Source organism: Endozoicomonas atrinae (genome assembly GCF_001647025.1).
GTDB lineage: Bacteria > Pseudomonadota > Gammaproteobacteria > Pseudomonadales > Endozoicomonadaceae > Endozoicomonas > Endozoicomonas atrinae.
This window is the reverse complement of record NZ_LUKQ02000372.1, coordinates 1-4,006: the sequence shown is the minus strand read 5'-3', so window position 1 is coordinate 4,006 and position 4,006 is coordinate 1. Positions and strand designations below refer to the sequence as shown.

The 4,006-nt window shown below is 43.9% G+C and carries 4 protein-coding genes; 2 read left to right on the top strand and 2 right to left on the bottom strand.

Going from position 1 to position 4,006, the window contains the following annotated elements; genetic code table 11:
- Positions 1 to 289: 289 nt before the first annotated feature.
- Positions 290 to 2,086, bottom strand: coding sequence for a DNA repair helicase RadD (radD, locus tag AK963_RS26375; protein ID WP_066018330.1), 1,797 nt, complete (start codon positions 2,084 to 2,086; stop codon positions 290 to 292).
- A gap of 3 nt (positions 2,087 to 2,089) precedes the next feature.
- Entirely contained in the window at positions 2,090 to 2,458 is a 369-nt protein-coding gene (locus AK963_RS26370; protein ID WP_066018329.1) for a glutaredoxin family protein, read from the bottom strand.
- A gap of 356 nt (positions 2,459 to 2,814) precedes the next feature.
- On the opposite strand from AK963_RS26370, the gene AK963_RS26365 reads away from it, so the two are divergent.
- Positions 2,815 to 3,207: a hypothetical protein gene (locus AK963_RS26365; RefSeq protein WP_066018328.1), complete on the top strand. Its 393-nt coding sequence runs from the start codon at positions 2,815 to 2,817 to the stop codon at positions 3,205 to 3,207.
- Between the two features lie 266 nt (positions 3,208 to 3,473).
- Positions 3,474 to 3,866 carry a hypothetical protein gene (locus AK963_RS26360; RefSeq protein WP_066018327.1) on the top strand — a complete coding sequence of 131 codons (393 nt, stop codon included), beginning with the start codon at positions 3,474 to 3,476 and terminating at the stop codon, positions 3,864 to 3,866.
- Positions 3,867 to 4,006: the final 140 nt, after the last annotated feature.

The following is a 4,006-nucleotide window of genomic DNA, read 5'->3' as shown; positions in this document are numbered from 1 at the left end:
TCCTGAGTTTTAATCTGACTGGCTATTTGATCTACCAGTTTTTCGTTGATTTCAACGCTCATTGTTATTCTCCATTTTGGAGTATTAACGACAAGCGTTTACACAATTTAAATTACATTCCCTAAATAACCTTATATTTTGTAAGTATATTTATTGCATTTATTTCATACATTGCAAGTTTATTTTTAATAAAATTTGTCATTTCTTATAATATGTATTTATCTAGTTATCTTTTTTTATACCAGCAAATTTCAGACTTTAAATTGATACGGTTAAACCTGAGTTTTGATTAAAGAGTGTCCGCCTTACGGTACCGGCCATTGTAGTCGAACAGCTTATCAATGATCTTCCAGTAATGTTTTTCTTTCTGAGCAATGACAAAGTCAGGTTTGCGAAATTTATTCCTGCTGTGGATAACATTATCCACAGTTGACGCCCTGAATGGCTCCGCACGATTAATCAAGGCATGCTTGCCAAAATGATGGTAGAAGGCACCTTGTTGGGATGGCGTATCCAGTCTGAAAAATTCATTAATTTCGGCACCATCTTCGTCATGGTAGGTGATCTTGATACGTTGTTTGCCCTGAGCGTCTTTATCAGCGCTCATTTCCATCCCAGAACACCGTATAACCATGCAGTTTCTCAGGTTTAGAGCCTCTCGAAGTTTTTTATCTGGGTCTACCAGTCCGTTCTGGCAACTGTGACATTTTCTGGCTGCTATATCGTTTTCAGCACCACACTGGTCACACTCTTTGAAGCGATATCGGAACTCACACTGTTCTTTTACTTCTTTACCGTTGTCATCCAGAAACGCTTCAAAGCCCTGGCAGCGTCGACCATAGTGTTCAACCAGGTCCCCATCGCCATCGACAACTCCCCAGAAATGATTCTCATGACCACAGGCAGGACAGGGAACCGTTACCGGTACAGCTTTGGAGTCCGGTTTGGGGTCACCGACTTCCGGGCTGTATAAACTGAAGCGGTTACCGGCATAATCAATAATCAGGCAGTCTTTTTTGTTCGGAGCGAGACGCAGCCCCCGACCAACTATCTGCTGATAAAGGCTGACGGACTCTGTTGGGCGCAGTATGGCAATCAGGTCAACATGGGGTGCATCGAAGCCTGTAGTGAGTACTGAAACATTCACAAGGAATTTGAGCTGCTGCTGTTTGAAGGCTTCGATCAGGCGATCCCGCTCTTTTGATGGAGTATCACCAATAATCAGAGCGCTCTCATTTTCTGGAAGGTAACCCATGATCTCACGGGCATGGTCTACCGTAGACGCAAACACCATGACGCCTTTACGGGTTGTCGCTTCTCTTTTTACCTGCTCTATGATTTCACGGGTAGCCCGGGTTTTTCCTTTTAATAACTGATTCAGCTCCTGCTCCCCGTAACGTCCAAAGCTGTCTCTGGATAGCTGACTGAAGTCATAGAAAACAATAGGCGCATCAACGACCTCTGGTGTCGTGAGGTAACCATTATCAACCATGTAGGAGAGTGGCAGTTCAAACAGGCACTCTTTGAAAAAACGAGGCTCTTCTGTTCTGACAGCCCCTTTGTTCTCAGAGCTTTGGTGATACTGGTACAACCAACCCATCCCCAGGCGATAAGGAGTTGCTGTTAAACCGAGAACCTTGAGGTGTGGATTCAGACGTTTAAAGTGTTGAATGACTTTGTGGTAACTGGAGTCTTTCTCCATGGATACCCGGTGGCACTCATCAATAACCAGCAGGGTGAATATTTTCTCACCCGGCGTGTTTTGAAACTGCTTAAGGTTTCTTACAACGCTTTGCACACTGCCAAATATTACCTGTTCAGAGGCTTCTTTCTGCCCAAGCCCTGCACTGAAGATGGAAGCCTTCAAGCTATAGCTTTCATACTTGGCGTGGTTCTGCTCTACCAGTTCTTTTACATGAGCCAGCACCAGAACGCGGCCTCGGGCGATACGGGCCAGTTCAGAGATAACAAGGCTCTTTCCTGCTCCTGTGGGCAGCACAAGCAGGGCTGGATTATCGGATTTGCGAAAATGCCGTATCACACTGTGAACGGCATCTTTTTGGTAGGGGCGGAGCTGGTAGACCATTAATCAGCCAAATTTCTTTTGAAGATACTGGATAATATCTCCAGACTCATACATCCAGATATCGTCTTGACCCTCTTCCTGAATACGCAGACAGGGTACCTGAACCTTGCCGCCCATCTGTTGTAGTTCATTACGGGCCTGAGCGTCATTCATGGCATCCACAGTCTGTATATTCAGTCCCAGTTTATGAATAGCCCTGCGAGCTTTGATACAGAAAGGGCAGGCCTTGAATTGATAGAGCGTCATATTGGCTGTTTGTGCATTCACCTGGGCTTGTTGTTCTGGTGAGCGAGCCATCGCTGCAGGGCGGGTCAACTTATCCACAGCTGCTATACCGTAGCCTAATACATTACGAATAATTTTTAAGACCATACTTCATCCCCCTTTATTGGAGTCATTCTGCCTGATAGTCGCAGGGGCAAGAATTATTCTGTTTAATACTCTCTAGGGGGCGTTACCATCGGGCTGTATTGCCATTTGATAACTCCCCATGGGACCAATACGTTAATCAGTCTGATGGGTGATGTTATGGTATTGGTGATTTTTAGGGAATAAAAACAACTTTCTGCTTACATCCTGTTTTTAATACCTGAATATAAGCCATCATTGAAACGGTAAGCCCAGAATTATCCACTTTGTTATGGGTTCTGACAGCCATGTTATACACATAATGTCATGATAAATCTTATTATTTAACTATTAAACAAGAACAGACAAGGAGGTTTGTTATGTTAGATTCATACGGAGCAACTCAGTCAGGTCAGGCCACGGGCACCGGATTCACCAATACTGCAGAAACGGGAGATACAGAGGTCTACACTCAATGTTTTGGTATAAGAGTCAAAAAAGAGAATGTTGTCATGCGAAAGTTACGTGCGGCTAAGGAATGGTTTTATAAGGGCTCTACTCCAGAGAACAAAACGCTTGATATGAGAAAGGTGTGTGTCGCTGCACTGGCTGGCATAGGTGGAGGAATATTCTTTTTATCCGCAGTTGCTGCTACCGGAGGTGGTGCGATTGCTGGAATGGGTTTAGGAGCAGGCTTAATTGGTTGTGGATATGTTGGCGCTAAGCTGATCAAGCGTCATGATAGGCAACTGCCCCAGAGCAGCCGGCCATAATGAATTAGGCACTTGTAACTCCTGATCAATGCATATCTGCTACTTATGCCGTAATTGCATTGATTAGGTGTTTCAGGTTTACGTAACGTTATCATTTTATCAGTATCAAATATCCTGTTTTTAATACCTGAATATAAGCCATCATTGAAACGGTAAGCCCAGAATTATCCACTTTGTTATGGGTTCTGACAGCCATGTTATACACATAATGTCATGATAAATCTTATTATTTAACTATTAAACAAGAACAGACAAGGAGGTTTGTTATGTTAGATTCATACGGAGCAACTCAGTCAGGTCAGGCCACGGGCACCGGATTCACTAATACTGCAGAAACGGGAGATACAGAGGTCTACACTCAATGTTTTGGTATAAGAGTCAAAAAACAGAATGTTGTCATGCGAAAGTTACGTGCGGCTAAGGAATGGTTTTATAAGGGCTCTACTCCAGAGAACAAAACGCTTGATATGAGAAAGGTGTGTGTCGCTGCACTGGCTGGCATAGGTGGAGGAATATTCTTTTTATCCGCAGTTGCTGCTACCGGAGGTGGTGCGATTGCTGGAATGGGTTTAGGAGCAGGCTTAATTGGTTGTGGATATGTTGGCGCTAAGCTGATCAAGCGTCATGATAGGCAACTGCCCCAGAGCAGCCAGCCATAATGAGTAGTAGGCAGGGAATGTAATTTAAATTGTGTAAACGCTTGTCGTTAATACTCCAAAATGGAGAATAACAATGAGCGTTGAAATCAACGAAAAACTGGTAGATCAAATAGCCAGTCAGATTAAAACTCAGGATGATC

Coding starts and splice junctions, on each gene's coding strand:
- AK963_RS26360 (WP_066018327.1), top strand. CDS start 3,474: ATGTTAGATTCATACGGAGCAACTCAGTCAGGTCAGGCCACGGGCACC.
- AK963_RS26370 (WP_066018329.1), bottom strand. CDS start 2,458: ATGGTCTTAAAAATTATTCGTAATGTATTAGGCTACGGTATAGCAGCT.
- radD (WP_066018330.1), bottom strand. CDS start 2,086: ATGGTCTACCAGCTCCGCCCCTACCAAAAAGATGCCGTTCACAGTGTG.
- AK963_RS26365 (WP_066018328.1), top strand. CDS start 2,815: ATGTTAGATTCATACGGAGCAACTCAGTCAGGTCAGGCCACGGGCACC.